The following is a 25,546-nucleotide window of genomic DNA, read 5'->3' as shown; positions in this document are numbered from 1 at the left end:
GCAGCGTTAAATCTGCCCGATAAACTGAATTAAACATGTGGGTTTAAATGCATAACAGAGAAAGACTCCAAGGAGGCTAAATGTACCATCGAATGGTTCAGGAACCGCAACCCAATCCTTTGCTACCAGGCTACACCTTTAACGCCTATCTGGTCGCCGGATTAACCCCGATTCTGGCAGACGGACCACTCGATTTTTTTATCGACCGGCCAGGTGGCATGAAAGGCTATATTTTGAACCTGACGATTAAGGGTCAGGGCAAGATTTTTGACGGTGAAAATACGTTTTACAGCAACCCCGGTGACTTACTGTTATTCCCCCCGAAAGCATCGCATTACTATGGCCGCTCACCAAACAGTGACTGCTGGTATCACCGCTGGGTCTATTTCCGACCACGGGCCTACTGGGCCGACTGGTTAGAGTGGCACAGTAAAACGCATGAAGTAGGGCGTTTGTCGTTACCTAACAATAATTTGCTATTAGAGTTTGACCGGCTGTTCGCCAACATTGAGCAGACGCAAAAATCGGGTCGTCGCTTTGGTGAAGAGTTGGGGATGAATTTACTGGAGCGGCTGCTGCTGCGAGCCATGGAAGAAGATCCGCTTAGTCCGCAACGTATTATGGATCCGCGAGTTATCGAGGCGTGCCAGTTTATTACCGGCAATTTGGCGGGTGAACTGCGCATTGATGAGGTCGCCCGCCATGTCTGCCTGTCGCCATCGCGCTTAGCGCACCTATTTCGTGAGCAAGTGGGGATCAATATCCTGCGTTGGCGCGAAGACCAGCGGGTTATCCGGGCTAAATTATTACTGCAAACCACCCAAGAGCCTATTGCCACTATCGGCCGCGTGGTGGGCTATGATGACCAGCTCTATTTCTCACGGGTTTTCCGCAAGCGTGTAGGGGTTAGCCCCAGTGATTTCAGGCGTCGCAGTATTGAAACCAACTACCCGCAACGAAGCTTGCGTCAGCCAGAATGGCGAGATAATTCAGAGGGATTGGTGCGGGTTTAATCCCGCCAGAAACGTTAAGCCAAAAATTACCTCTTGTTGTGGGATTCATCATGGTGTCAAATCAATACCCTTTGTACTTGAAGTCGCAGGGGTGTTCGCCGCATTCATTCACCCGAATCACTTACGGGTGTAAGCTCATCAGGATGAGTTCTATTGCTGCCTACCTGCAACTCCAATGACTTTGGGTCTAATCGTGAGTATTTTGTATTTTGGTGAGGGGAAAGTAATGGCTGACAAGATAAAAGTAGGCTTACTGGGTTATGGTTATGCCAGTAAAACGTTCCATGCGCCACTCATTATGGGGACGCCGGGGCTTGAACTGGCGGGGGTTTCCAGCAGTGATGCCAGTAAAGTTCATGCCGATTGGCCATCAATGGCCGTGGTTTCTGACCCACAAGCGTTATTTGATGATCCTTCCATCGACCTCATCGTGATTCCAACCCCCAATGATACCCATTTCCCGCTGGCGCAAAAAGCACTGGCAGCCGGTAAAAATGTGGTGGTCGACAAACCGTTTACCGTGACACTGTCACAAGCTAATGAGCTGAAAAAACAGGCGGATGCCGCTGGTTTACTGCTATCGGTGTTCCACAACCGTCGTTGGGATAGCGATTTTTTAACCCTCAAAACATTGCTGGCAGAAGGTGCGCTGGGGAAAGTGGTCTATTTTGAATCTCATTTTGACCGCTATCGCCCAGAGATCCGCCAACGCTGGCGTGAACAAGCCGGTGCCGGGAGTGGCATTTGGTACGATTTGGGGCCACATCTGCTGGATCAGGCTGTGCAACTGTTTGGCTTACCTGACACCTTAAATGTGGATCTGGGGATGTTGCGCCCAGGTGCGCAATCGGTTGATTATTTCCATGCCATTCTCAGCTATCCGGGTCAGCGTGTCGTGCTGCACAGCACAGTATTGGCTGCGGCAGAAACCGCGCGTTATATCGTGCATGGTATGCAAGGCAGCTACATTAAATTTGGCTTGGATCCTCAAGAGGATAGGCTGAAGGCAGGTGAGCGTCTACCTCAGGCTGACTGGGGCTATGATATGCGCGATGGTGTAGTGACACTGTCACATGATGGTGTTTTGGCAGAGAAACCGTTACTGACTTTACCGGGTAATTATCCGGCTTATTACGCCGGTATTCGCGATGCTATTTTGGGGACGGCCGCCAATCCGGTGCCCGCATCTGAAGCGATTAAAGTGATGGAATTGATTGAGTTGGGTATCGCCTCTGATCAACAGAAAAAAGCGCTGCCGGTTTCATCTGCACACTGAGTTGCCACTCTGGGTGTGATTAATGCACCCAGTTTTTTATTCAAAAGATATCCTAAAGAACTTGAGGTCGTCGCTAGACTGCTAATCACTCAGCAGTGTCAAGTTCATCGGGGAGAAGGATTATAGTGGCATGTCTTGGTTACAACGTTTAAAAATAGATACGTTTTTATCAGTCTTGATTTTGGTGGTCATTATTGCCTCGATTTTCCCTTGTGAAGGGGCAGTCAAAGTGTGGTTTGAACACCTGACGACGGCGGCCATCGCCTTATTATTCTTTATGCACGGCGCTAAACTTTCGCGCGCAGCGATAGTCACCGGTATGGGGCATTGGAAGCTACATTTGCTGGTATTCCTCAGTACCTTTGCGTTATTCCCCCTGCTGGGCTTGGGCATGAATGTGCTGGTTCCCGGCGTTCTGACCCCCACGCTGTACCTGGGTTTTCTCTATCTGTGTGCGTTGCCGGCAACAGTTCAATCCGCTATCGCCTATACCTCGGTAGCTGGGGGCAATGTGGCGGCAGCAATATGCAGTGCATCGGCCTCCAGTATCCTTGGGGTCTTCTTATCACCGATTCTGGTGGGCATGCTGATGCAAACCCAGGGCGGTGACACTGATACGCTGCATGCTATTGGTTCTATCGTCATGCAATTGATGGTGCCATTTATTGTCGGTCATTTATCACGTCCACTGATTGCCAAATGGGTCGAACGTCATAAAAAGTTAGTTAATATCACTGACCGGTCATCCATTTTATTGGTGGTGTATGTGGCTTTCAGCGAAGCGGTGGTGCAGGGCATTTGGCATCAAATCGACGGCTGGTCACTGTTAGCCATCTTGGTATGTTCAATGGTGTTGCTGACCATTGTGTTGGTCGTCAATACCTATGCGGCGCGCTGGCTTGGTTTCAACACCGCCGATGAAATTACCATTGTGTTTTGTGGCTCGAAGAAAAGCCTGGCCAATGGTATCCCGATGGCTAATGTGCTGTTTCCTGCGGCGGTGGTGGGGGTTATGGTCTTGCCGCTGATGATATTCCATCAGGTTCAATTGATGGTCTGTGCGGTATTGGCGCAGCGTTATGCTAAACGGATCGCCAAAGAAAATGCTGATAAAGCGTCAGTTGCCACCGCGCCAATTTCTGCTGATAACGTAGAATCCAAATAATTTATCAGCGCAATCACTATCAGAACTAAAACGCCCGTACTTCAATGAAATACGGGCGTTTTTTATCTCACAACCTTGATGGTTTAAGCGCAGATTTTGTCACGTAGCGCCTGTTTTTCTTGCTCGCTAATAAAGGCCATGGCCAGGCCATTTTCTTGTGCCCGGCGAATTTCTTGCGGCGTTAGGCCCGCAGCGGGTGCGGCAACTTGATACTCATGGGCAATTTCAATCCCTTGAACTGCCGGGTCATCGGTATTAATGGAGGCCATCACACCGTGCCGCAGGAAGGTGGTTAAAGGGTGGGTTGCCAAAGACGAGACCGTGCTGGTCTGGATATTGGAGGTCAAACAGGCTTCAATCCCAATGTTATGCTCAGCCAAATAATCCATCAGCTTAATATCTTCTACCGCTTTCACCCCGTGACCAATACGTTCAGCCCCTAACTCACGGATAGCCTGCCAAATACTTTCCGGGCCAGCGGCTTCGCCAGCATGAACAGTAATACGTAAACCCGCATCGCGCGCGCGATTGAAGTGGCTGCGGAACAGGCTACCGGGGAAACCCAACTCGTCACCGGCCAGGTCCAACGCCGTAATGCTATCACGATGGGTTAGTAAGCCATCAAGCTCTTGCAAGCAGGCCTGTTCACCAAAGGTGCGGCTGAGAATACCAATAAGGCGAATATCAATATCAAAATCACGGCAGCCGGACTCGATACCGTCAATCACCGCCTCGACCACACCGGCAACTGGCAACTGGTGTTTCATGGCCATATAGAAAGGAGAGAAACGCAGCTCGGCATAATGCAAACCTGCGTTTGCCGCATCTTCGACGTTTTCGTATGCCACTCGACGGCAAGCATCCAGTGAACCGAGAACCGCCACGCCCCAATCTAGTTTTTGCAGGAAACTGATTAAATCAGGTTCAGTTTTCGTGATTTGCACATGGGGCCGCAGGGCATCTAACTCATTAGCTGGTAATGATAAATTAAACTGGCGACCCAGTTCCAAAATAGTTTGCGCACGGATATTGCCATCAAGGTGGCGATGGATGTCGGTCAGAGGAAGGCGGGAGTCGATCATATTGTGCACTCACTTTGATTAAAAAATACCTATTATCTTGCAAGTTACCGGAATATAGCGGCCATCATTCAGCCAAATTATTGAGCTATTTCAACTCATTGGTTCAAAGTTTTATAAAAGTTATTTGGCACTAAAAATAAAAAGACGATAAATACCGGATTTTGAGCCGGTATTTATCGCACATTAGTACGTCTATTGACAAGCTGGAACTGCCGCATTATTCGTGTTAGCAACGGCGTTTATATTCATAAAAGCTGCCGCATCATTGGAGGCTTGGAAACAATAATTATCATTGCCTTGAACGGTGTAAAAGCACGACACCCCATTTGCTGGGATAGTTATATTGGCCAACCCATTAATGGAAAAGATTGTTGCAGTTGCTGCTCGGGTTGCAGCACTGTTCGGATTTTTACGGAAGGTAATACCGGTATCGGGTGGCGTGACATTGATAGCGGCATAATGGGTACAATTAGCACTAAACGGCAGGTCTACGGCAAGGGCCGGAGCGGACTGAGCGACAAAAGTGCCCAGAATTATACCTGCAGCTAAACAGCGAGAAATTCGGTTTGTCTTCACTAGGTCTGCCTCCTGAGTTTCCATTGTTTCTTGGAAGTGACTCGAGAATCGGGTGGAACCATATTATTCTCTGTAAGTGACTGACAAATAGAACGTTGCCTATGTGCTTTTGCCACTGACAAGTATAATTAGCTTCCTGACGGTATGTGCTGCAGTTAATTTATAGTACAGATTCATTAACGATGCTTAACAATTCTGAATAATAATTACAGCGGGTTCGTGGCGTATCAGGGATGCAAACGTGAAAAAACCTCAAAAAAAAATCGACGACTGACTTGGTATAACTTCGATAAGGCTGTTGCGCAAGTGAGTAGGGGAATATCTGTAGTATCTTTGGAATAGTTTGAATCAAATAAATTATCTATGCAGAAAAATAGTTATTAATGAAATTAACACTGTAAGAGATTTTACTTGTATTACGAATATCTAAAGCGTTGATATATGAATTTCTAATTTAATTATTTTAAACATAATAAATTAAGGTGTTACGAATATTAAACGTGCATTTTTTCATGTACAGAATGGACGGCAGTAAAAAACTAATTAATTACCATGCTAATTAATGAGCATTGATGACATTTAAAAATAAAAAAAGAAAAATTAACAGATAAAAATATTTATAGTCAATAAAAACATAATGTTATGATTAAAATGATAAGTTTGAAATGTCAATTATTTTAATTAAAACCCCATGTTATACACCAATGTTTGTAATGTTTTACAAATCATTATCCCATTGAATATGTGATAATTATCTGTGCCGATCCACAGGTTAAATTATAAAAAATAAATATTTATTTCGCTATTAAATTGCGATAATCCTAATTTTTGAAGCGAGGAAAATATATTTGCACAATGCAAAACATTGGCAATAATTAGTTTGTTCTGGAACGCAACACCCTAGTCAATTGATGCCAAATATATCGATCCCGTAGCTCATTCAAACTGAAAGGAAATAAACTTATGTCTTCATATTCCATTTCTGTGTTAAATGCCAGCGGTGCTCCCGCGAATGTTGCCATCTATCAAACTTACCCTAACCTCATATCAGGCTTGCCTCTGGTATGGCTGTTGCAGACGATAAACAGTGGAAATACTAATACTTATAATTGGTCAATCGATTGGGCTCTGAACTGGGGGACAACTGAACAGCCTCTGGCTCCGGGGGTTAAATGGAGTTCCGGTGGGCCGCTCCAGAGCATGAACCCTACCGCATCTAGCGGAAACAACTCGATGGGGGTGACCTACACCAATGGTCAGTTCCAAACCAAACCTCTGGCTTACAACAATCCAGAAGTAGCTAGCGGCAGTATGCTAGTCACAACCGATTCAACGTTTACTGTTACGCAATCACAGGCGATGAGCCTGGCTGTTTACATGAATTCTTTGCCTGCATTTGCGATGCAAGGAAAACCAAATGGGAATTTCTTGTTTGATACGCACCCAACCTATTGGATTTGTACCACCGATTCAAAACAGGGAGTCGCTGTCTCGGGAACATTTGTCAGTAGTCCAACCCAGTTTGCCTTTGCAGATGGGATCACTTCGTTGAATTTCAAACTCAATGAAACCTTACAATTTGTGCCGATCTAATATTGTGTCCTTCTTTGGACGCCAATAGGGCATTTTGTCCCGCAGGTTTAACGAAGCCAATCTGTTGCTGACGACAGATTGGTTTTTCGAAATCTAATATGAAACATAAGCATTTTTTTAGTTTATCTGCAGTGAAAATTGATTTTCATTATTTTAACCCATATTCGAACCATCTTATTCTCCCGCAGTTCTTGCCACGTATATTCACTTTTAAAAAGGGAACTCTACTCATGACTTACTCCGTATATGTCACCAATGACAGTGGTGCGCCGCAAAATGTGGCCATATTTATGAGCGATGGTTCAAGCAACAGCGGGTTTTCACTTGTTTGGTCTCTGAAGACGATCAATGACGGGGGAAATTACTTGTTTAACTGGGATCAAACAACTTTCGGATTAGGGTGGGGAAGTAGCGACCGGCCTATTGATGTCGGTGTGCTATTCGTCTCAGGACAAACCCCAACCGCTGTTTTTCCAAACACTGCAGGGGGGGATAATGTCCTCCCCATTCAATATAAGAATGGCGCCTTTCTATCGGGGGAACCCTATACGAACAGCAGCCTTTTTAACAAATTAGAAATCAAGACCGACACCAGTTTTACCGTTTCTAATTCATTAACAATGAGTGTTGCATTATATATGGGCATAACACCCGCGTTGGTCATCCAAGGTATGCCAAATACCGACTATTATTTCGATGTTCCACAAATGTCATATTATCTAACGGTAACTGACCTCGCGTTAGGCGCGGCGTTGCCAAAACCAAATACACAAACGTCTGATGACCTTCGTATCCAGTTGACGGCGAGTATGAGTACGCCGACTAAGATTGCATTTGGGCCAGGAGACACCAGTCTTGAATATGTTTTGAGCGACACTTTGACTTTCAAAAAAAGGTAACTCAAGTGGTATATGTGACTGGAGCGCCCATCGGTGCAGTCGCCCCGATAGACGCGGAACTGATAATGTCAGTTTGTCAGCAAACCCAATCGTTATTTCCCCTGCAAAAATTGGATGCCACTGATCAACTTATCCATACCGGCGACAACTTTGCTGCGTGGGCAGCCGACATTGAGGCGCAGGAAACCGCGGCCCTCTTCGCCGTAGGTAAAACCGGGCATAATGGCGACTTTCTGTTGCTCGATCAGGACATTCTGCAATTGATGATCATCAAGATTCAGTGGGCGCAAATCTATCCAGGCTAAATAGGTTGCCTGGGGGGGTTGCCAGTTTAATGTCGGGAAGGCTTCATTTAATCGCTGAGCAACATAAGCCAGATTGGCTTGCAGATAATGGCGCAATTCATCCAACCAAGGTTCTGCCTGCCGATACGCGGCGATATGCGCAACGATCGCCAGCACCGCTGGGGAAGATAGACCATCGCGGCCCTTTAACATCTGGGTATAGATATCGCGAGTCTCAGTGTCACTGATAAAACCGTAAGCCCCTGTTAGTGCGGGAATATTAAAGGTCTTGGAGCCGGAGGTCAGTAAAGCCCAAGGTGTCTGGCCAACCTGACTCCACGGGGTATGGACTTGATCACCCCAAGTCATGTCCATGTGAATCTCATCACTGATCACTTTGACCTGATGGCGCTCACACAACTCCGCCATGTGTGCCAGCTCTTGCGGTGTCCAGACTTTGCCGGTTGGGTTGTGCGGGCTGCACAGTAATAAAACTTTAGTCTGGGGACGGGCCAGCAAAGCTTCCAAATGGGCCATGTCGCATTGCCACTGGTTGTCAACTTTATGCAGTGGACAGCTCAGTAATTGACGTTGATTACCGAGGATCACTTTGTAAAAAGCATCATAAGCAGGGGTGTGGGTGACGATGAAATCACCGGGAGCTGACCAGCAACGAATGAGCTGGGCCACCATATAAATAACCGATGGGCCATAAACCGCCATTGAGGTATCAATATGGCAATGAAAACGTTGCTGATACCAATGACGAACCGCACCCAGAAAATCTTCATGCTGCCAGCGGCTGTACCCCAACACCCCGTGTTCGATTCGCTGATTCAGCGCTTGCAGAATAGCCGGTGCGGTGGGGAAGTCCATATCCGAGATAGTAAAGGGCAGCAAGTCTGCGGCGCCAAAACGGTCTGCAATATAGTCCCATTGGGTACACCACGTGCCGTGGCGATCGACAGGGGTGGAGAAATCAAACATTTGCATCTCACTTATCAAGTAGACCCTCGGTATTTGAAGCCGCTAAGTTGTTAGCGGCCACGGCAAGGACTTCGGGTCTTAATGTTCACATAATCGGTCTTTAGCCATCGCTCAACGGATTATCGAGTTAGGACGTGGCAAATTGCTGATTGCCTATCAGTGAGTCTAATTCATCTTTCACTGATTGCACTTGTGGGCCAATAACCACTTGAAGGTTGTGATCGTTGAGTTGAATAACCCCAATGGCCCGGTTGGCTTTCAGCGCTTCTTTGTCTACCAGACTCATATCTTTAACTGACATACGTAAGCGAGTAATACAGTTATCTAATGAGACAATATTATCCGCGCCCCCCAGCGCCGTTAGGATAGCCGGGGAGTTATAGCCGGATTTACCGGTAACTGCGCCACTGGCCGCCTTTTCAGCATTGGTACTGGCGGTGGTTTCACTCTCACGTCCCGGAGTTTTGATATTGAAGTGCTGAATAGCAAAACGGAAGATCATATAGTAAGCAACAAACCAGATCCCCGCGACTACTGGCACCCAGTACCATTTAGTGGCGGTGCCATGCAGAATGCCGAACACCACAAAATCAATGATATTACCGTCAGTATTGCCGATGGTAACTCCCAGTAAGGCCATGACGGTAAAGCCCAAACCGGTCAGGATGGCATGGATCAGATAGAGGAATGGCGCGACAAACAAGAACAGGAATTCAATCGGTTCGGTGGTGCCGCCGACCACACAAGCCACCACGCCAGAAATCAGTAATCCTTTAATTTTATGACGGTTTTCAGGTTTGGCGCAGTGGTACATTGCCAGTGCTGCACCCGGTAAACCACCAAGGAATGCAGGCATTTTACCCTGAGACAAGAAGCGCGTTGCACTTTCAGAGAAACCGGTGGTAGTCGGGCAGGATAATTGCGCCTGGAAGATGGTCAAGGCACCACTGACGCTATGACCACAGACATCCATAGTGCCGCCCGCTTCAGTGAAACGAATCAGTGCCACCAAGATATGGTGTAAGCCAAAGGGCAGTAATAAGCGCTCGCCGCTACCGAAGATCATCGGGCCAAACATCCCGGCACCATTGATCAATCGGCCCAAGCCATTAATACCGGCAGCAAACCAAGGCCAGATCAGCGGGATCAATAAACCGACCAGTCCGAGGACCACAGTGGTCACAATCGGGACAAAGCGGGTGCCGCCAAAGAAAGCTAATGCATCAGGTAGGCGAATGGTGTTGAAGCGCTCATGTAGCAGGTAAACAATAACCCCGACAATGACTGCACCCAAAATACCGGTATCAATGGACTGAATGCCCAAAATATTCTGAATATTATGGGTTTTCAGTACCAAGGGATCGGTCGTTGGCAACACCCCGCTGGTGGTGAGGTAAAAGTTGGTAGCCAGATTCAGGACCGCAAAACCGACAAAACCGGAGAACGCCGCCACACCTTTGTTTTCGCGTGCCATACCCAGTGGGATAGCGATGGCGAACATCACTGGCAAGAAGCTAAAAGCAAATGAGCCAACTTTACTCATCCATGTAAATAATAACTGGAAGGCAGGATGACCAATAAACGGCAACAGAGTGATGACATCTTTACTGCTGAGTGAACTGCCGATGCCCAACATGATCCCGCAGAAGGAGAGCAGGGCGACGGGTAGCATGAAAGTTTTCCCCAAACTTTGGAAAAACTCCCACAGCGTAATTTTTTGTTTTTTTACCGCTGACATAGTGACTCCTGTGCTTAACACACCTGATGTTAAAAATGCTGATATTAAAAACGCCACTCGCTGATATTTATTGACGTGCCATGGCGGGTATTTCGTCTCCCTGTCTGGAGGTAAAATAAGATAAAACGTTTAACCCAGATAATATGAGTGGCAAGTCACAATTACCGATCCTATTTTTGTATTAGAGTAAATCATCAGATTAAACGTTTAACTTAGCGTGTTTTGTCGGATGAATTTGATGCTGCGGGTGTAACATTTACCCGGATGTATTGGGCTTCGTGCTGAAGTACGAAGATTGACCAGACTAAGTTAACAATGCTTATCAGCGGTTATGACTATTAAAAAAACGACAATTACCGATGTGGCCAAATTTGCGGGGGTCTCGGTCGCGACTGTTTCACTCGCGATCAGTGGCAAAGGGCGTATTTCTCCGGCCACTTCCGACCGGGTTAATCAGGCAATAGAACAATTGGGTTATGTCCGTAACCGTCAGGCGGCCCAATTACGCGGCGGGGAGTCTGGCGTCATTGGTTTGATCGTACGTGATATTGGCGATCCATTTTATGCCGAAATGACTGCGGGATTGAGCCAGGCAATTGAAGCCGAGGGCAAACTGTTATTCCTGACCCAAAGCGGTCGTGAGGGTAAAGGGCTATTACGTTGTTTTAACACACTGATTGCTCAAGGGGTTGATGGCTTGGTGCTGGGGGGCGGTGCCAAACGGGAAATGGGATTACAAGAAAAAGCCGCCGAGCATGATATCCCACTGATTTGCGCCGCTCGTTCCAACGTGTTGGAGGGGGTGGATGTAGTGCGTCCCGACAATATGCAAGCGGCTAAAATGGCGACGGAGTTTCTTATTGATCGCGGTCATCGGCAAATTGCTTATTTGGGCGGTCATTCGCACTCATTGACTCGTGCTGAGCGGCTAGGGGGCTTTTGTGCCACATTGGTGCAATATGGGCTACCGTTTCGCTCAGAATGGGTGGTTGAATGTGACAGCCATCAACAAGCTGCTGCAGATGCGGCGGAAGAGTTATTGCGTCATCATCCCAATGTCAGCGCCATTGTATGCCATCAGGCGTCAGTGGCATTGGGGGCTTATTTTGGTATTTTACGCACGGGTAGAACCATTGGCAGCGCCGGGGTGGATACCTATCTCGATCAACAAGTGGCATTGATTGGTTTTGGTGATGTTCCTGAAGCTGAGCTCACTGAGCCGCCGTTAACCTTTATCACCAGTTCTGCCAGAGAGATTGGTTACAGTGCCGGGTTGCGGTTACTCCAACGTATTGCCGGGGTAGATTTGCAACTGCAAAACGTGATATTACCGCCGGTGTTGATCCGTCGTGGCTCGGCTTGATCACGACGATCAACAGTGTTGGTTACTTTAGTCGGGCAACCGCGGCCGAACTCTTTTGGCCGCGTCTTTGTCTCTGCCATTCAGACTAACGCGTCAGGTGGATACGGTAAATCCTATTGTTCCCCCAAGCTCCAGCCAGTAGTTCGTTGCTATTGCCCCAACCCAGTGCGACCGCACTGCCGCCAGTCATTTCCGGGCCGATGGTCTGTGTCTGCCCTGAGAATGAAACCCGCCGCACCACGTTAGCCCCATTATCAATGACAAAAACGGCATCATCGCCATCAGCCAGAATACCGACACCCGGTCGGATAAACTCTTTTCCCAGCTCTTGTGTGGTTCCATCAGGTTTAATTCGAGTCACTCGCCCGCCGTACTGTGACGAAACCAGACTGCCATCTTTCATTTCAACAACGCCTACGGGCAGGGATAGCGAGCGGGCGACGACACGTTGTTGGCTGTTTGATTTATTGATCGACAAGATCTGACCGGCCGCTCTATTGGCTACTAGCAGTTGACCATTAGCCGCAAGGGCCAACCCGGTCGGAGTGGCAAGTCCCTCAACCAGTCGTTTTCTGGCCCCGTCAGGCGCTATGGCCTCGATATAGTCACCGGAATAGGATGCAACGAAAATAGTTCCATCGTTATCAATAACAATACCTGCTGGCGAGGATATTCCGGTCAGAAAAACGGTACGGGAGCCATCAGACGCGATTTTGTCCACGGTATTGCCGCCCCAATTAGTCACATAGATCGTACCATCTTTTGCGGTGGCGATGCCGGTTGGTGCATTAAATCCTTGCCATTGGCTAATATTTTCAGCCGCTATTGGCTGCGCTATGCTGATTGACGGGAAGGCGAGAGGAAGCAAAAGGGTATTGCATCCTAACATTAGGGAATACAGGCCAGTTTTCATTGGTCGCAACCTTATCTATAGGGTGGATTTTCAAAGAACTCATCGTTTACCGAGCATTACTCTAGGCTGCGCAGTGGCATTGTATCCAATACCATTTAGGTGATACTTTTTAGGTATGAATACAGCGATTGATTTACGACAATTCCGCTACTTTGTGGCGGTTAGCGAAGAACTCAGCTTCAGGCGAGCGGCTGAGCGGTTGCATATCTCTCAGCCACCACTAAGCCGGCAAATTCATCAGTTGGAAGAGTTGTTAGGTGTGCAGTTATTTCTCAGGAGTCAATCCGGAGTCACATTGACAGCGGCTGGAGCGGCATTTTTGCCTGAAGCTAAGTTGGCGTTGTTACAGGCTGAGAAAGCCATTACTGCGGCACGTGCTGCTCAGGATCCTGAATACAGAAAATTTGTTATTGGCTATACCACGGTATTTGACCGTAGCGTTATTCCTGATGTGGAACAACAGCTGGGTCAGACATTTCCTGACTGGCAGTTGGTGACGAAAGGTAAAACTTCACTCCCACTGCTGCGCGATATCAAGAATGGCGTGATGGATGTTGCCTTTATCGGATTAAATACCGCCATCGCCGGGGACGGTTTAGCCATAGAGTCGATTTATCAGGAGCCTTTTATTGCGGCTTTGCCCGCACATCATCACTTGGCCAATAAACGTAAACTGGGTTTGAGTGACCTCAAAGACCAGCCTATCTTTTGGTTTAAACGGCGCTTAAACCCCGGTTTCTATGACTATTGTCAGGCTTTTTTTGATCGGGTTGGTTTTACTTTTCAGGTGGTTCCCGAACCGGTGGATCACCATATCTTGCTGGGCTTGATTGCTGAAGGTCAGGGTATTGGGTTGATCCCATCATCACTGAAGAAGGTAAAGCGAGAAGGCGTTGTTTTTCGGGCGCTTAATCATGAGTTTGCGGCTTTATCCATGGGGATTGGTATTGCTTATTTATCGGATAATCAGTCACCCGTACTGCGTTCATTTTTAGAGCAAGTACGACAGATCAACACCTTGCCACCCTAAAAAAAACGGAGCCCTCAGGCTCCGCTTCGTTTTATACCGTAGATAAATGACTTATTGTGCCGGAGCTGCGGGTGCTGGCGTGGCAGGTACAGCTTCAAGCTCAGAACCACCATCTTCTTCAGCAGGTGCGCCACCGAACATACCAAATAGGCCAACGAACTCTTGCAGTGACATTTTCTGACCATTCAAATCAACTTGGTTATCAGCATATTGGAAGCTGCTGCTAATAACATCATCTTTGGTGGTGGTCAGTTTAAACATCTGGCCCATGGCAGCAATACCTTGAACTTGCTGTTGCGCCAATTTCTGTGCTTCTTCCGGGCTGTAACCTTGTAGACGTGCAATCTGGGTTGTCATCTCGACGGCCATTGGCAGCGGGATGGTCAGTGTTGCATCCACTTTTTTCACTGATTGAGGTGCTAGCGTCGGTTCGGCACTTTCTTTGGCCTGTGCTGGGTCGGCTAGGGCGAGATTCAGGGTAAAGGTACTTTCCCCTTTGGCATTTTTCCAGCTTAGGGGGGCAACACTCACGGTCGGATTACCTTTCAGCAAGCCCGGAAGGTTGGCAATCAATATCTCGGTAATTTGTTGCTGGTAAGCTTCAGGATCAAGATTCTCGCCAGCTTGAACGGCTTTCATCACTTGCTGATTATAAGCTGTGGCGAATTGCTTCAGGCTTTGACCATCGAGGTTAGCAAAAGCAAAGGCCAATTTACCCGAACCAAAGTCATTACCTTGAATTTTCAAGGCATCCAGTGTGTAGGTCAGTTTACCGTTCAAGTCTTTATCGGTTTCACCTAACTGGGTGTTCAGGTTAAAGCCAACCAGCGTAGCAGTCTCTTTACCATCAAGACTGAAACCGATTTGCTTGATGCCAACTTGCTGCTCGCCAATGCCCAGATCAAATTTACCGGTTTTGCTGTCACTTTTCACTGACAGGCCTTGCAGAGTGAATTGCTCCACTTGATCCCACTGATTTTTAGTGGCAACAACGAGACTATCGCTAGATCCGCTCATTGTCACATCACGCATATCGCGGGAAACATCAGCATCAATCTTGGCACCAGCGAATTTCACGCTGGTGGTATTTTGCTGATAATCAACAGGAATGAAAGTAATGGCAGAAGAGGTATCACCACTGTATGAAATGCGGGAGTCCGCAGTAAATAGTGATTGACCCTTAGTCACTTCAAACAGTTTTTTCAATGCTGGCGTGTTGGCAAGCTCGGTATGCACCGAAGCCATGCTTGGGATCAGATTGAATTTTTTTAACTGGGCTAACGGGAACGGGCCGTGATCGATAGTTTCGATGAAGACCACTTCGTCACCGTCTTTTAGGGCTTTTTCACCGGCTACGCTGCTATCTGCTTGTAACACATAGCGAACCTGGCTACGGAACAGACCACGTTGGTAGTCCGTGTAGGCAAATTTCACCCCGGCTTTTGGTAGCAAGGTTCTGATCTGACCGTTTGCATTATTAACCAATTCACCCATACGTTGTTCAATCAGTTTGCCGGTATACCACGAGGCTCCAGTCCATGCTGCGCCAAGTACCACAATGACGCTGACAGCCACTAACGATTTTTTCATTGTTCTGTTCATCCTTTTCTAATACACCAAATTCACTACGTTGAACGCGGTAATGAGTCACTAGTTAAATATACCCACCATCTTTCAATAGTATTGGGTATGACACTAAGGGAGTGCTAAAAATAGCACCCCCCAAAATAATATAGGCCTTGATTAAACTTACACAAATATTATTGCGGTGAATAATCACTTTTAGTCCGATCCTGAGCCTAAAAAACGACTTTGGGGCGCAAATATCTATTGCGACCCCGAAATCTATCCATTCAGGCAACAAAAGACCAGCAATAGACAACTAAATGAGGTACTTCGTTCACCCTGCGTTGTAGACACGGGCAAGCGAGCCAACACCTTGCACGCTAACCGGAGACTCATTGGCCGGAATAAAACAAGATTCGCCCGGTTGCAGTGTGATTTCTTGCTGCGCTTTCTTCAGCACCGCCTGACCTGCAACACAAAACACGATAGCGGCGCTATTTTGCGCCAACACTTGTGGATCGGCCGCTAAGGTATGCAGGGAAAAAGCAAAGTCTTCAACCGGGATGGGGAACACCAACTCGTTGCCCTGTTGCTGTGGAGTGGTGAGCAGAGTATTCGCCGGCTTAGGGATAAATTGCAGGTTCGCCATTAACTCCGGAATATCGATAAACTTAGGGGTTAGCCCGGCGCGTAAGACATTATCTGAGTTAGCCATTACTTCCAGCGCCACACCGTCCAGATAGGCATGTGGGGTCTCGGCATATAAAAACATCGCCTCGCCCGGTTGCAGCGTCACCACATTCAGCAGTAATGGCGAGAACAGGCCGCTGTCTTCAGGATAGAAACGCGAGATGCTACGGATAGTATCCCAAGGCTCACCCAGTTGGTTATTCAATGCCGCTTTCAGAATACCCAGCGCGCGCGTTTTGGGTTCGCCCGTCATACTGAGCAAACTGGCAAATAGTGTGGCTAAATGCTCGGTATCGGGTTCACGCAGGAATGCAGCGATATCGGGATGCGCTGCCGTCAAAGGTTGCAGCAATGCGGCGATATCATCCAGTGTACGGAAACCATTCATGGCCTGGAAAGGTGTCAGGGCATAAACCAGCTCTGGCTTATGGTTGGCATCTTTATAATTTCTTTCGGCCGCATCGAGTGGAATACCCGCCTGATTCTCTTTAGCAAAGCCCATTTCGGCGGCGGTTTTGCTTGGATGAACTTGAATTGACAGTGGCTGTGCCGCACACAGCACTTTGAACAAGAAAGGTAACTCACCAAAACGTTTGAAAACGTCGTGGCCTAAATTGGCATCGGGATGTTGTTCAATCACTTCGCGCAGGGAGCGCCATTGGCCGTTAGCATCTAGCACTTCAGAACTGCTTTTGGGATGCGCGCCCATCCACAGTTCCGCCATAGGTTTCCCTTGTGGATTAGCAATACCATACAGCTCAGTGAGTGCATTGGTACTGCCCCAGGCATAGTTTTGTACCGCATTTTTCATTTTTTGCATGGTTAGTCTCTGCCATTGGTCGCGGGCTATAATGAGGTTTCTGCCGAAGTCGGCTGCAAACTCATGGCCTTTCAAGGCCAGCGCCCTAATAAAAATAGTCCCTTAGTAAACAATGGGGCCTGAGGTGTTGCAAGTGGTAATGCTACCTGTCCCGCTGACGGGCATCACTAAATGATAGAAATGCGAATCAATCGCATAAAGATAATGCTAAATATGCCATTATAAAAATTGGCGTGTCACCAATAAGAGTGGCATGACTTACCTCAACCGACTGTTTTAAATGCTAAGGAGACCGTCATGGCGACCACCCGCAGTGAAAAAGACTCTATGGGGCCAATCGATGTACCGGCCAGTCAATTATGGGGGGCACAAACCCAGCGTTCGCTGGAGCATTTTCGGATTTCGCAAGAGAAAATGCCGACCGCACTGATTCATGCTCTGGCGCTGACCAAGCGGGCCGCGGCACAGGTTAATATGGATCTTGGGTTGCTCCCTGCCGAGCGGGCGAAGGCGATTATGCGGGCCGCCGACGAAGTGTTGGACGATTGCCATCCCGGTGAGTTTCCTTTGTCTATTTGGCAAACCGGGTCTGGTACTCAGACCAATATGAATATGAATGAAGTGCTGGCCAACCGCGCCAGCGAGCTGCTAGGGGGAGAGCGAGGCAATCAGCGTCTGGTTCACCCTAATGATGATGTTAATAAAAGCCAAAGTTCAAATGATGTATTCCCGACAGCAATGCACGTCGCCGCAGTTATTGGGCTACGCGAGCATTTGCTACCAGAATTGCAGATATTGCAGCACACGCTAGCGGAGAAAGCCGACGCCTATCGCGATATTGTGAAGATTGGCCGCACACATCTGCAAGACGCCACCCCGTTGACGCTGGGGCAAGAGATTTCGGGCTGGGTAGCGATGCTGTCTCACAGTATGAAACATATCGAGGCAACGATTCCTCATCTATGTGAGTTAGCGCTGGGAGGAACCGCCGTCGGAACTGGCTTGAATACACATCCTGAGTATGCGGTGCGTGTAGCTAATGAGATTGCCGCCTTAACTCATCAACCATTTATCACTGCGCCAAATAAATTTGAGTCATTAGCCACTTGCGACGCATTAGTTCATAGCCACGGTGCATTGAAAGGGCTGGCGGCTTCTTTGATGAAGATTGCGAATGATGTACGTTGGCTCTCGTCCGGCCCACGGTGCGGGATTGGTGAGATTTCGATTCCAGAGAATGAGCCAGGCAGCTCTATCATGCCAGGTAAAGTTAACCCGACACAGTGTGAAGCCATGACCATGCTCTGCGCGCAGGTTATGGGTAACGATGTGGCGGTTAATATTGGCGGGGCATCCGGTAATTTTGAATTAAACGTGTTCCGTCCGCTGGTGATACATAACTTCCTGCAATCAATCCGTTTACTCGCCGATGGCATGCGTGGCTTTAATGAGCATTGTGCGGTGGGCATCGAACCCAATCGTGACCGTATTACACAATTGCTGAATGAGTCACTGATGCTGGTTACTGCACTGAATACACATATTGGCTATGACAAAGCTGCCGAGATAGCCAAGAAAGCACATAAAGAGGGGCTAACCCTGAAAGCTGCGGCCCTGAAGTTAGGCTATCTAACGAGCGAACAGTTTGATGAATGGGTTAAGCCGGAAAATATGGTTGGAAGTATGAAGTAATTATCTCATGCTCGTTAGATTAACGCCGGGATTGATTCTCGGCGTTTTTATATCAATGAGTAATATTAGGCTGACATCTGTTGTGCTGTCTTGTGGGCAAGGGCAGCTTGTTCATTTAGAACATCAATCGCTTGCTTGTAGGACATATCTTTGCGGAACAGACCTGCCGTGCCGAGAATAAACATGTCCACATCTGCACCCAGCGTTTTCACTATCTCCGGGGAAATAGCCCCATCAATGGCAATTTGAGCTTTACTCTGATGTTGTTGCAGCATTGCCTTTAGTCGGCGAATTTTACTGACGGAGGATGTGATAAAAGGCTGACCAGCAAAACCCGGATTGACCGACATCACCATGACAACGTCCACAACATCTAATACTTCGTCAAGGACACTCAGAGGTGTTCCTGGATTGATGGCCACCCCCGCTTTGATGCCCCGGCTACGTATATTACTCAGAGTACGATGTAGATGAACAGGAGCCTCGGCGTGGACATAAATAATACTGCATCCCAGATCGGCAAAGCGGTCTATATAAGGGTCCGGGTTTGTCACCATCAGGTGAACATCGTAAGGAATGGTCGCCAGCTTTGATATCGCTTTGATGTCTTCCGGGCCGAGTGCAAAATTGGGAACAAAATGGCCATCCATCACATCAATATGGAACATTGCAGCCCCGGCATTCTCCAGATTGATCAGCTCTTCACTCAGACGGGCGAAATCCACGCACATTAGTGACGGACAAAATTGCACTTTCATGCTTGTTCCTCCTCAATTGCCGCGATCATTTCCACTCTTTTTTGGTGACGTTCACCTTCAAATTTCGCATCCAACCATGCATCCACAATCATTTTTGCCAGATCTGAACCAATAACTCGAGATCCGAAAGAGAGCACATTAGTATTATTGTGTTCGCGGGATAATTTCGCAGAATAGGGCTCGCTACAAACAACCGCGCGGATACCCTTTACTTTATTGGCGGCAATTGAGATACCAATACCTGAGCCACAAAATACAATTCCCAGATTTGCCTCTCCTGATACGACAGCTTCTGCCACCGCTTTGCCATAGATCGGATAATCAGTTCGGGTGTCTTCATGCGCCCCTTTATCAATTACAGTAATACCGCGTGCAATAAGATGTTCTGTAATTGCCGGTTTGAGAATAATACCGACGTGATCGCAACCAATAGCAATTTTCATGTTTCCTCTCATATTCTCTTAATAAACAATAACGATAATTACCGGGAGCCGAGGCCCCCATTATTTAATGTGAACCTTCCATGCAGTCTTCCAGATTGGATTTAATCAGCGTGACGTGTGGCCCATAGATGACCTGTACACCTTTACCTTTTCGGATCACACCTTTTGCTCCAGAGCTTTTCAGCATCGCGTCATCAACCCGATTTTCATCAAATACGGTGACTCGAAGGCGGGTGGCGCAGCAATCAAGGTCAGAAATATTGGCGATGCCACCTAGACCAGACAGAATCAGTGCTGAAACTTTATCGTCCCCAGCTATATTGCTGTTGGCAGTGGCTGGCCTATCCCGGGCTTCTAGATCTTTGCGGGTATAAAGCTTTGTTTCCTGGGTGTCGTCGTCTTCTCTTCCCGGCGTCTTAAAGTCAAAGCGAGTGATCAAATAGCGGAAGCTGAAGTAGTAAATGGGGAACAGTGGGATGCCTATCAGGATAGCGTTGATCCAATGGCTTTTGGCGTTGCCCTGCATGACACCAAAGAGCACAAAGTCAATCAGACTACCTGAAAACGTTTGCCCCACACCCACATTAAAGATGTGGCAGAACATGAAGGATAAACCGGCCAGAATACAGTGCAGCACATACAGCAATGGTGCTGCAAACAGGAAGGAAAACTCAATCGGTTCAGTTATCCCTGTCAGCACGGCAGTCAATGTAGCGGATAGCAATAAACCAAGAACCAGTTTACGTTTTTCTGGTCGGGCAGTGTGGTAGATAGCCAGTGCTGCACCTGGAATACCGAACAGATAGAATGGGAACTTCCCGGCCATAAAGCGGGTTGCTTCAACAGAAAATTCATGCGTATTCGGGCTGGCCAACTCGGCAAAGAATATATTTTGCGCGCCAGATACGGTCACCCCATCAATGATGGCGGTGCCGCCAAGCCCTGTTTGCCAGAATGGCATATAGAATACGTGATGCAAACCAAACGGGATAAGTGCCCGTTCAATGACGCCATAGATGAAGGTTCCAGCGTAGCCTGCACTGTTGACCAGTGCACCGAGATGCAAAATTGCATTCTGAATGCTAGGCCAGATGAAGAACATCAAGATGCCGACACCGACATAGGTAATCGCTGAAATGATGGGAATAAATCGTGTGCCACCAAAGAACGAGAACGTTGCGGGCAATTCAATCCGATAAAAGCGATTATGTAATGCAGCCACCCCTAGCCCGGCAATTACCCCGCCGAACACTCCCATCTGAAGGGAATTGATACCGAGAGTCATACCCAACGAACCATCGGGAAGTGCCCCAGCGACGAGAAGGCCACGAATTTCGAGCATGGCGTTAATGGTTGCATGCATAACAAAAAAGCCGATAGCACCAGAAATAGCAGCGACTTCTTTTTCTTTTTTAGCCATGCCCATCGCTACCCCAATAGCAAACAGCACGGGGAGGTTGGAGAAAACCACGCTCCCAGAACTTTTCATTACTGTTAGTAAAGCGTGAAGTATGGTGCCATCGCCCAGTACAGACTGAAGCCCGTACGAGTCAATAGTTGTCTGGTTGGTAAATGAAGCGCCGATGCCCAGTAACAAACCAGCTACGGGCAGTAAAGCTATCGGGAGCATGAATGAGCGCCCTATACGCTGAAGAATTCCGAAAAATGTTGTTTTCATAATATTCTCTTTACTATTTTCAGGTACAACGTTCGAATCAGGTGTAGGCCATAAACGGAGTTTTTATTTATCGTCACCTGCGCAATAACTTCACGAGAATCATTATTGGTGTGAAGTTAATCAAAAAGCAAGAGCTGGTGGCGATCAACTTCACATAATGAGTTAATTGTGTATAATTATTTAGTGGCATAGATAAGGGTTTGTTGCTTGAAGCGCCTAAAACATTGGCGTCTAAACTAACTCTAGATATGCGGAAATTATTTTATTTCACATAGTGTTATTTGGTTGTGAAAAAAAAGAATCTATTCACAAGTTTAATATTCAATAGGTTGAGACCTTGTGATAGTCTTCGAGTCACTTACTTTCAGCACGGCTAGGGTGTGTAAAAATGACCGATAATCAGGATGTAGTCAGGGACGTGGACAGTGCACTGGCGATAGGAGCACGGATAAAAATGTCGCTTTCCCAGCTCAATCCAACTGAACGCAGAATTGCTGAATGGTTGATAACCAAAGGGAATATTTGTCAGAAAACGGGTTTACGTGAAGTCGCAAGTGCCCTTGACGTCTCTGAGCCTTTGCTCGTTAAGGTTGCCAAAAAAATTGGTTTTTCGGGATTTCGTGAACTACGAAGTGCACTTCTCAGTTATTTTGAAGCCCTACCTTATGAAAGGGAGGAAGAGATCACCGAGCATGACAACCTTGATACAGTGCTGGATAAAGTCTTTTCAAATAGCATTCAAGTTTTAAAAGAGGCCCGTTCGGTGGCTGACTCGGCCACCATAGGAGAGGCTGCCAGGTTTATATTTAAGGCCCGAAGAGTGATCATTTTTGGTGTCGGCGGCTCAGCGTCAGTCAGTATGGATTTTGAACATAAGCTTCTACGTATCGGCATTATTTGTCATACATACAGTGATTTTCATCTGATGCTGATGGTAGCAAGTCAACTTGATGAAAATGATGTAGTGATTGCTATTTCTCAGACTGGTGACACCAGGGAAATACTCGAGGCAGTAAACACAGCTCGTTCACGTAAAGCGAAAATTATCTGTATCACCAACGACGATGGCTCCCCACTTTCGCAGTGTTCAGATTTATCTATTTTCAGTCCGGCGATGAGTGGGCCGCTACTGGGACAAAATGCTGTGGCAAGAATTGTTCAGCTTAACTTGCTGGATAGCCTATTTATCGGCATCCTTCTTGAGGATTATCAGGGCAATAAGGAAAAACTTTCTCGAGGAATTGATATTGTCAGTCCATTACATGGAGTGAAATAAGCATGATGTCATTGAGCAGAAAACGCATTATTTCAATGCGTTATTATTGTGCCATTAACAATTATTTATCTGTCTCAATATACAAATGAAGCCGCGGAACTAATAGCCGTAATGGTTTAGCGTTGGGTTTATATTTGTGTTTAATATGGTTGGCATCATAGTCCGTTAACTCGCCTAACTTAGGTAACTCCAGTTCCGACTCAACCTGACAGAATGCAATCAATGGCATAGGGCAGGGGTGCTGAACTTGCTTTTGTTGCTCTTGATACCAAACTCGTGCAATGGGTTGTACTTTTACCGGTCGCTTTATTTTCAAGCGCGTATTCTCGGGCAGGCGCTGCACATCATTAATTTCCAGACTGATTAATTCCATCCATTGTTCGCGACTGAAAGGAGGAACTGCACGTCCAGCATTGAGACTTTTATTGAGCTGCGCCAGTACTTCTTCGCGAGTGACATTTTTAATAATATTTTTATTCGCCCAACCAAAACGCACCGAACTGGGGTTAATGAGCGGAGTAATGGTGCGATAGGTATTTAATGTAATCAAGCCATGCAAATGGGTATGCACAAACTCGAAACGTTGTTCACTGGGTAAGCCCGACTCCACGGTAATCAGGTGTTCTAGTTCAGTCTTGAGTTGATTAATTTGCTGGATAGTCTGCTGGCATGCACTTAATTGGTTATTTGTTACGGAGAAACAGAGCACGCCGGGCAGACGCAGTGCCGCCTTGCTACTGACATGTTGCCCTTGGTGATGAATAAACAGCCGTTGATAATGTTGCAAAGCCAAGTCCCTAGCTTTATTTCCGATCGTCGTATCCACCGTGATACGTTCAATAGGTTGATGTTCAGTGCCTTTCTCTATTTCCGGTAGGGAGAAGACCCGCGCGGCAAGTAAGGGTAACTCTCCCAGTTGCTGGTGGAGGTGCTGTAATTCTGTCTCCAGAGAAGAGAACCGGTTATTTAGTCGGTCTATCAAATCATACTTATTCATTGTCTTTTCTAATAAAACTCATTTTAGTTACAACATACAGTATTTATATCAGTAAAAAGAAACATCTGAAAGCCCGGCGTTGTCATTTAAAGGCGCTCATCACTGCTCAATTGGGCGCCGGCTTGCCATTATCGTCACTGTGCGGGGGATAGATGCGACAGCACTATTTTCGTTGCCGCAGCCAGTACATCACGACGCGGTTTAGCGTCTTTTTCTCGTTGGGTAAAATAAATAACTAACACTATAGGTGCTCCCTGAGTTGGCCAGAGCACGGCAATATCATTGGTCGTGCCATAATCGCCACTGCCGGTTTTATCCCCCACAATCCAGTCCGCCGGAGCACCCGCCTGAATAGTGTTTGCTCCAGTGGTATTTCCTTTAAGCCATAGGGTGAGTTGTTCTCGCTGCGCGACAGGGAGCGCATCACCCAATACCAATTTGTTCATACTGTCCGCCATGGCCGCAGGGGTTGTGGTGTCACGCGGGTCATTTGGTAGGGCGGTGTTTAAATCCGGCTCCAGGCGGTCCAATCTGAATACCTGGTCGCCAATGCTGCGGGCAAACGCATTAACTGACGCTACACCGCCTAACTCTTTGATTAACAAGTTTGCGGCGGTGTTATCACTGTATTGCATGGTGGCCGCACATAACTGCGAGACCGTCATACCATGAGCCAAATTTTTGCGTGTTATGGGCGCATAGGACAATAAATCGCTCTCATGATATTTTATATGCTTATCGAGCAACCCCGGCTGAGTTTGGCTTTTGCCCAGTACTGCGGCGGCCAACATAAATTTAAATGTGCTACAGAAGGGGAAACGCTGAGTTCCGCGATACTGAATTTTCCTGCCATTGGCGGTGTTAATCATCGTGACCCCTAAGCGGCCATTTGAGTTCCGCTCTAGTTCAGCCAATTGATTACCTAATAAATCAGATGTGGGTACCGCCCACGCGGGTAAGGAGAAATTGACTAAAGGGAGGGTAATTCCCGCTAATAATAGCGAACGCCGCAACGGTGAATGTTTCATTCCTGAATCTCGCAATTAGATAGATGGATAGATGAGTAGTGAAAGGAGCATTATAGGGGGGATAGTGGTAAAGCAGAAATTTGCTTTTTATTTAGAGGGTGAAATAACAACAAAGGCTAAATGACAGGGATGCTGACATTTAGCCTTTCACAGCCGGTTAAATCTACTGGATAGCGTGATAAATCAGGCCAAAGCTTTAGCTTTTAACTGCTGGTACTCGCTTTCAGTGATGGTGCCTTCATCCAATAATTTCTTAGCATCAGCAATCTGTTCAGCGGGTGATTTGCCCGCGACATGACGAATATAGTCATTCGTATCAGCAACAGACTTCTGCACTGATGCGCGATAGCGCTGCGCCATGCCTTTGCCTCGAGTAATGAGGTATACCAAAGAGGTGAGTAATGGAATAAAGAGTAAAAACAGAATCCATATCGCTTTATAAACACCGCTTAATTCGTGGTCCCTGAAAAGATCAGAAATGACCTGAAACAGGATCAGTAAGTACGCTATAAAGAAGAAAATTGAAAAAGTAGTTGCCAGAATATCCCAAAGCGTCAAAAAGTGAGCTGTCATACGTTCTCCTAACATCAAATAAATTAAAAAAACATTTATCGCAAAAAATCCCTAAATACGTTACGTAGTCACTCGTGGTATTAAGTTTCACTTTAATAATATGTAC

At 47.1% G+C, this 25,546-nt stretch carries 22 protein-coding genes; 9 read left to right on the top strand and 13 right to left on the bottom strand.

Going from position 1 to position 25,546, the window contains the following annotated elements; all coding sequences use genetic code 11:
- Positions 1 to 80 precede the first annotated feature (80 nt).
- The 3 genes from araC to DJ58_RS19545 all read left to right on the top strand — a co-directional run bounded on the left by araC (position 81) and on the right by DJ58_RS19545 (position 3,454).
- Positions 81 to 1,013, top strand: coding sequence for an arabinose operon transcriptional regulator AraC (araC, locus tag DJ58_RS19535; RefSeq protein WP_032911732.1), 933 nt, complete (start codon positions 81 to 83; stop codon positions 1,011 to 1,013).
- A 226-nt stretch (positions 1,014 to 1,239) separates the two neighbouring features.
- Positions 1,240 to 2,289 carry an oxidoreductase gene (locus DJ58_RS19540; RefSeq protein ID WP_032911731.1) on the top strand — a complete coding sequence of 350 codons (1,050 nt, stop codon included), beginning with the start codon at positions 1,240 to 1,242 and terminating at the stop codon, positions 2,287 to 2,289.
- Between the two features lie 130 nt (positions 2,290 to 2,419).
- Entirely contained in the window at positions 2,420 to 3,454 is a 1,035-nt protein-coding gene (locus DJ58_RS19545; RefSeq protein WP_004711745.1) for a bile acid:sodium symporter family protein, read from the top strand.
- Between the two features lie 83 nt (positions 3,455 to 3,537).
- On the opposite strand, the gene add is transcribed toward DJ58_RS19545, so the two are convergent.
- Positions 3,538 to 4,536 carry an adenosine deaminase gene (gene add / locus DJ58_RS19550; protein ID WP_004711743.1) on the bottom strand — a complete coding sequence of 333 codons (999 nt, stop codon included), beginning with the start codon at positions 4,534 to 4,536 and terminating at the stop codon, positions 3,538 to 3,540.
- 192 nt (positions 4,537 to 4,728) lie between these two features.
- Positions 4,729 to 5,112, bottom strand: coding sequence for a hypothetical protein (locus DJ58_RS19555; protein ID WP_004711742.1), 384 nt, complete (start codon positions 5,110 to 5,112; stop codon positions 4,729 to 4,731).
- Positions 5,113 to 6,075: 963 nt separating this feature from the next.
- Between DJ58_RS19555 and DJ58_RS19560 the strand changes: the two genes are divergently transcribed.
- Together DJ58_RS19560 and DJ58_RS19565 are read left to right on the top strand one after the other, a co-directional pair.
- A complete protein-coding gene (locus DJ58_RS19560; protein WP_004711740.1) occupies positions 6,076 to 6,705 on the top strand; it encodes a hypothetical protein in 630 nt (209 codons plus the stop codon).
- A 98-nt stretch (positions 6,706 to 6,803) separates the two neighbouring features.
- Entirely contained in the window at positions 6,804 to 7,604 is an 801-nt protein-coding gene (locus DJ58_RS19565; RefSeq protein WP_004711739.1) for a hypothetical protein, read from the top strand.
- Between the two features lie 92 nt (positions 7,605 to 7,696).
- Here the strand turns inward: DJ58_RS19565 and DJ58_RS19570 are convergent, their stop codons facing one another.
- Both DJ58_RS19570 and malX read right to left on the bottom strand, forming a co-directional pair.
- Positions 7,697 to 8,875, bottom strand: a complete 1,179-nt coding sequence (locus tag DJ58_RS19570) for a MalY/PatB family protein (protein ID WP_032911742.1) — start codon at positions 8,873 to 8,875, stop codon at positions 7,697 to 7,699.
- Between the two features lie 127 nt (positions 8,876 to 9,002).
- Positions 9,003 to 10,613 (bottom strand): maltose/glucose-specific PTS transporter subunit IIBC, encoded by a 1,611-nt coding sequence (malX, locus tag DJ58_RS19575; RefSeq protein WP_004711735.1) that lies wholly within the window; start codon positions 10,611 to 10,613, stop codon positions 9,003 to 9,005.
- A 331-nt stretch (positions 10,614 to 10,944) separates the two neighbouring features.
- On the opposite strand from malX, the gene DJ58_RS19580 reads away from it, so the two are divergent.
- Positions 10,945 to 11,976 carry a Mal regulon transcriptional regulator MalI gene (locus DJ58_RS19580; protein ID WP_004711733.1) on the top strand — a complete coding sequence of 344 codons (1,032 nt, stop codon included), beginning with the start codon at positions 10,945 to 10,947 and terminating at the stop codon, positions 11,974 to 11,976.
- A gap of 85 nt (positions 11,977 to 12,061) precedes the next feature.
- Here DJ58_RS19580 and DJ58_RS19585 read toward each other — a convergent pair whose 3' ends face one another.
- Positions 12,062 to 12,889, bottom strand: a complete 828-nt coding sequence (locus tag DJ58_RS19585) for a virginiamycin B lyase family protein (RefSeq protein WP_115155705.1) — start codon at positions 12,887 to 12,889, stop codon at positions 12,062 to 12,064.
- A gap of 115 nt (positions 12,890 to 13,004) precedes the next feature.
- Here DJ58_RS19585 and DJ58_RS19590 point away from each other — a divergent pair, with 115 nt between their 5' ends.
- Positions 13,005 to 13,919 (top strand): LysR family transcriptional regulator, encoded by a 915-nt coding sequence (locus DJ58_RS19590; RefSeq protein ID WP_004711727.1) that lies wholly within the window; start codon positions 13,005 to 13,007, stop codon positions 13,917 to 13,919.
- A gap of 51 nt (positions 13,920 to 13,970) precedes the next feature.
- Here DJ58_RS19590 and DJ58_RS19595 read toward each other — a convergent pair whose 3' ends face one another.
- Positions 13,971 to 15,509 carry a YdgA family protein gene (locus tag DJ58_RS19595; RefSeq protein WP_004711724.1) on the bottom strand — a complete coding sequence of 513 codons (1,539 nt, stop codon included), beginning with the start codon at positions 15,507 to 15,509 and terminating at the stop codon, positions 13,971 to 13,973.
- A gap of 310 nt (positions 15,510 to 15,819) precedes the next feature.
- Entirely contained in the window at positions 15,820 to 16,995 is a 1,176-nt protein-coding gene (gene manA / locus DJ58_RS19600; protein WP_004711723.1) for a mannose-6-phosphate isomerase, read from the bottom strand.
- A gap of 297 nt (positions 16,996 to 17,292) precedes the next feature.
- Here manA and fumC point away from each other — a divergent pair, with 297 nt between their 5' ends.
- Entirely contained in the window at positions 17,293 to 18,687 is a 1,395-nt protein-coding gene (gene fumC / locus DJ58_RS19605) for a class II fumarate hydratase (RefSeq protein ID WP_004711721.1), read from the top strand.
- 65 nt (positions 18,688 to 18,752) lie between these two features.
- On the opposite strand, the gene rpe is transcribed toward fumC, so the two are convergent.
- From rpe to DJ58_RS19620, 3 genes are all read right to left on the bottom strand, one after another.
- Positions 18,753 to 19,445, bottom strand: a complete 693-nt coding sequence (gene rpe / locus DJ58_RS19610; protein ID WP_032911729.1) for a ribulose-phosphate 3-epimerase — start codon at positions 19,443 to 19,445, stop codon at positions 18,753 to 18,755.
- A complete protein-coding gene (gene rpiB / locus DJ58_RS19615) occupies positions 19,442 to 19,888 on the bottom strand; it encodes a ribose 5-phosphate isomerase B (RefSeq protein WP_004711718.1) in 447 nt (148 codons plus the stop codon). Before rpiB ends, rpe begins: the two co-directional genes overlap by 4 nt.
- Positions 19,889 to 19,952: 64 nt before the next feature.
- Positions 19,953 to 21,566 carry a PTS transporter subunit EIIC gene (locus DJ58_RS19620; protein WP_032911728.1) on the bottom strand — a complete coding sequence of 538 codons (1,614 nt, stop codon included), beginning with the start codon at positions 21,564 to 21,566 and terminating at the stop codon, positions 19,953 to 19,955.
- Between the two features lie 388 nt (positions 21,567 to 21,954).
- Here DJ58_RS19620 and DJ58_RS19625 point away from each other — a divergent pair, with 388 nt between their 5' ends.
- Entirely contained in the window at positions 21,955 to 22,842 is an 888-nt protein-coding gene (locus tag DJ58_RS19625) for an SIS domain-containing protein (RefSeq protein ID WP_004711714.1), read from the top strand.
- Positions 22,843 to 22,903: 61 nt separating this feature from the next.
- Here DJ58_RS19625 and tus read toward each other — a convergent pair whose 3' ends face one another.
- The 3 genes from tus to DJ58_RS19640 form a co-directional block, all read right to left on the bottom strand.
- Positions 22,904 to 23,839, bottom strand: coding sequence for a DNA replication terminus site-binding protein (gene tus, locus DJ58_RS19630; protein ID WP_004711712.1), 936 nt, complete (start codon positions 23,837 to 23,839; stop codon positions 22,904 to 22,906).
- A 134-nt stretch (positions 23,840 to 23,973) separates the two neighbouring features.
- Entirely contained in the window at positions 23,974 to 24,867 is an 894-nt protein-coding gene (gene bla, locus DJ58_RS19635; protein WP_004711710.1) for a class A beta-lactamase, read from the bottom strand.
- A 183-nt stretch (positions 24,868 to 25,050) separates the two neighbouring features.
- A complete protein-coding gene (locus tag DJ58_RS19640) occupies positions 25,051 to 25,440 on the bottom strand; it encodes an SHOCT domain-containing protein (RefSeq protein WP_032911727.1) in 390 nt (129 codons plus the stop codon).
- Positions 25,441 to 25,546 lie beyond the last annotated feature (106 nt).

It is taken from the genome of Yersinia frederiksenii ATCC 33641, assembly GCF_000754805.1.
Taxonomy (GTDB): Bacteria; Pseudomonadota; Gammaproteobacteria; order Enterobacterales; family Enterobacteriaceae; genus Yersinia; species Yersinia frederiksenii.
This window is presented reverse-complemented; position numbering and strand designations above follow the sequence as displayed.

Bases quoted from the DNA above. Each gene is read 5' to 3' on its own strand.
- malX (WP_004711735.1), bottom strand. From the start codon at position 10,613: ATGTCAGCGGTAAAAAAACAAAAAATTACGCTGTGGGAGTTTTTCCAA.
- DJ58_RS19590 (WP_004711727.1), top strand. From the start codon at position 13,005: ATGAATACAGCGATTGATTTACGACAATTCCGCTACTTTGTGGCGGTT.
- fumC (WP_004711721.1), top strand. From the start codon at position 17,293: ATGGCGACCACCCGCAGTGAAAAAGACTCTATGGGGCCAATCGATGTA.
- DJ58_RS19595 (WP_004711724.1), bottom strand. From the start codon at position 15,509: ATGAAAAAATCGTTAGTGGCTGTCAGCGTCATTGTGGTACTTGGCGCA.
- DJ58_RS19580 (WP_004711733.1), top strand. From the start codon at position 10,945: ATGACTATTAAAAAAACGACAATTACCGATGTGGCCAAATTTGCGGGG.
- DJ58_RS19545 (WP_004711745.1), top strand. From the start codon at position 2,420: ATGTCTTGGTTACAACGTTTAAAAATAGATACGTTTTTATCAGTCTTG.
- DJ58_RS19640 (WP_032911727.1), bottom strand. From the start codon at position 25,440: ATGACAGCTCACTTTTTGACGCTTTGGGATATTCTGGCAACTACTTTT.
- DJ58_RS19625 (WP_004711714.1), top strand. From the start codon at position 21,955: ATGACCGATAATCAGGATGTAGTCAGGGACGTGGACAGTGCACTGGCG.
- DJ58_RS19565 (WP_004711739.1), top strand. From the start codon at position 6,804: ATGAAACATAAGCATTTTTTTAGTTTATCTGCAGTGAAAATTGATTTT.
- rpe (WP_032911729.1), bottom strand. From the start codon at position 19,445: ATGAAAGTGCAATTTTGTCCGTCACTAATGTGCGTGGATTTCGCCCGT.
- DJ58_RS19570 (WP_032911742.1), bottom strand. From the start codon at position 8,875: ATGTTTGATTTCTCCACCCCTGTCGATCGCCACGGCACGTGGTGTACC.
- rpiB (WP_004711718.1), bottom strand. From the start codon at position 19,888: ATGAAAATTGCTATTGGTTGCGATCACGTCGGTATTATTCTCAAACCG.
- DJ58_RS19540 (WP_032911731.1), top strand. From the start codon at position 1,240: ATGGCTGACAAGATAAAAGTAGGCTTACTGGGTTATGGTTATGCCAGT.
- add (WP_004711743.1), bottom strand. From the start codon at position 4,536: ATGATCGACTCCCGCCTTCCTCTGACCGACATCCATCGCCACCTTGAT.
- DJ58_RS19620 (WP_032911728.1), bottom strand. From the start codon at position 21,566: ATGAAAACAACATTTTTCGGAATTCTTCAGCGTATAGGGCGCTCATTC.
- tus (WP_004711712.1), bottom strand. From the start codon at position 23,839: ATGAATAAGTATGATTTGATAGACCGACTAAATAACCGGTTCTCTTCT.
- manA (WP_004711723.1), bottom strand. From the start codon at position 16,995: ATGCAAAAAATGAAAAATGCGGTACAAAACTATGCCTGGGGCAGTACC.
- DJ58_RS19560 (WP_004711740.1), top strand. From the start codon at position 6,076: ATGTCTTCATATTCCATTTCTGTGTTAAATGCCAGCGGTGCTCCCGCG.
- bla (WP_004711710.1), bottom strand. From the start codon at position 24,867: ATGAAACATTCACCGTTGCGGCGTTCGCTATTATTAGCGGGAATTACC.
- araC (WP_032911732.1), top strand. From the start codon at position 81: ATGTACCATCGAATGGTTCAGGAACCGCAACCCAATCCTTTGCTACCA.
- DJ58_RS19585 (WP_115155705.1), bottom strand. From the start codon at position 12,889: ATGAAAACTGGCCTGTATTCCCTAATGTTAGGATGCAATACCCTTTTG.